Genomic DNA, 2,044 nt, shown 5'->3' on the forward strand with positions numbered 1-2,044 from the left:
CCCCGCGGAAGCCTCCTCGGGGCGCAGGGCGCGAGTGGCGTGTGCGTTCGACGTTGTGCTGAGCACCTCGGTGGCCCCGGCCGCCGAGCCCGGCCCGAGCTCGCGGTCGAGCCGCAGGAAGCTCTCGACCTCGGCCGCTGTGGGCCGATCGGTGGGATTCCGCGCGAGCATGTGCGGGAGCAGCGTGGTCCACGGCTCGCCGAGGTCGGCCGGGAGCCGCGGGTCGCGGTGGAGACGTGCGACGGCGGATTCGACGGCCCCGCCCGGGAACTCGACCACGCCCGTGAGGCATTCGAGGAGCACGAGCCCGAGCGAGTACACGTCCGAGGCGGCGCCCACGGCCTCGCCGCGGGCCTGTTCGGGGCTCAGGTAGCTCGCGGTGCCGATCGTCGTGTTCGTGGCCGTGAGGCGCGCGGCGTCGGCGAGCCGCGCGATGCCGAAGTCCGTGAGCTTCGCGGGGCGCCGGGTGGCGCGCAGCGCATGGGGCATGAGGATGTTGGCGGGCTTGATGTCGCGGTGGACCACGCTGAGCCCGTGGAGGTAGGCCAGCCCGGCGGTGAGATCGATGCCCAGGAGGCGGACCTCGTCGGAGGGGAGGGGGCCGGACGCGAGCCGACCCCGCAGGTCGGTGCCGTCCACGAACTCCATGACCAGGTACGTGACGTTCGGCGTGCCGTCGCTGCTCGTCTCGGTTCCCGCATCGAAGAGATGGACGAGGCTCGGGTGGCTGAGGCGGGCGAGGACTTCCATCTCGCCGCGGCGCCGCAGCTCGTGCTGTGGGTCCGGGGTGTGGGTGCGGAAGGTCTTCACGGCCACTGTGCGGCCCAAGACCTCGTCCCGTGCGCGGTGTACCGTCGCCATCGCTCCGCTGCCCGCGACCTCCAGGAGCCGGTACCGCCCGCCCACGAGGGAAGACTTGAGCCCGGCGTCGCTCTCGGCCACGTTCTGCCTTTCGCCCGGACTTCGTTCCCGCCCAAGCCTAGTCGAGCCGGGGCTCGCTCGGTGCAGCGAGTTCCTCTGGCGGGCGGAGTGACGCGACGGATGCGAGCACGAGGCCGAGCCCCACCTCGAACTCGTCGGCGAAGTCGTAGCCGCCCGGCATGACGACCTCCCGCATGAACTCTTCGAGGTGTGGGAAGCCCTGACCCAACTGGTTCGTCCCCGCCTGACCCTCGAGCATGGACGCCGCCATCCCGGCGGCCGATTCGGCGTCGAACGGGAGCGCCTGCTCCTGGACCACGAACCCGAACACGAACGCGTCGAGGAGCGCGTAGGCGTGCCCCGCGTCGCGCACGCCGAAGCCCGCGCCGCGGAGGTAGCCCAACACGGTGTCGTGGTGGCGCAGATTGGCGAGCCCCGGCGTCGACCGTGATTCGAGGAGTGGCAACGCCCAGGGGTGGCGGTGCAGCGCGGCGCGCTGGGAGCGCGCCCGTGCGCCGAGGCCGGAACGCCAGTCTCCGGATGGCAGCGAGATCTCCGCGAAGACGGAATCGACCATCTCGTCGAGGAGCGCGGTCTTGTTTGGCACGTGGTGGTAGAGGGACATGGCCTCGACGCCGAGCGTCTCGCCGAGTCGGCGCATGCTGAGGCGATCGATCCCCTCCGCGTCGGCCAGCGAGACGGCCCGAGCGATGATCGCGCCCCGGCTCAGGTTTGTGCCGCGCTTCGTGCTTCCGGACATGCGTTCCCCCCTTGACTCGCTTACACCGTAAGGCTACCGTTTCTTACATCGTAAGGTTCGCAATCGGAGGCAGCCATGTCACGCGAAGCCAGCACCCAGACCCCCATCACCCAAACTGCACTCTCGGCGGCACGCGAGGGCGTTCCGTCGGTCCCGGAGCGCATGACCGCGATCGTCCAAGAGCGCTACGCCGACAGCTTCGTCTCGTCGCTCACGCTCGGCGAGGTAGCGGTCCCGGCACCGGGCCGCGGCGAGGTCCTCGTGCGGGTGGACGCTGCCGGCGTCGACCGCGGGGTGTGGCACCTCGCCACCGGGAAGCCGTACGCCATCCGCCTCGCGAGTGGATTCTCCCGCCCGCGCTCG

2 protein-coding genes and 1 pseudogene are annotated in these 2,044 nt (G+C 71.1%); 1 reads left to right on the top strand and 2 read right to left on the bottom strand.

Annotated elements, in window-relative coordinates; genetic code table 11:
- A partial coding sequence (locus ACLN58_RS21555; RefSeq protein ID WP_415857258.1) for a serine/threonine-protein kinase occupies positions 1 to 942 on the bottom strand: 942 nt, incomplete at its 3' end.
- A gap of 37 nt (positions 943 to 979) precedes the next feature.
- Positions 980 to 1,681: a TetR/AcrR family transcriptional regulator gene (locus ACLN58_RS21560; protein WP_415857259.1), complete on the bottom strand. Its 702-nt coding sequence runs from the start codon at positions 1,679 to 1,681 to the stop codon at positions 980 to 982.
- Between the two features lie 75 nt (positions 1,682 to 1,756).
- Here ACLN58_RS21560 and ACLN58_RS21565 point away from each other — a divergent pair.
- Positions 1,757 to 2,044, top strand: a pseudogene (locus ACLN58_RS21565) (hypothetical protein); the annotation flags it as partial.

Origin of the sequence: Sinomonas sp. G460-2 (genome assembly GCF_047759905.1) — a bacterium.
Lineage (GTDB): Bacteria > Actinomycetota > Actinomycetes > Actinomycetales > Micrococcaceae > Sinomonas.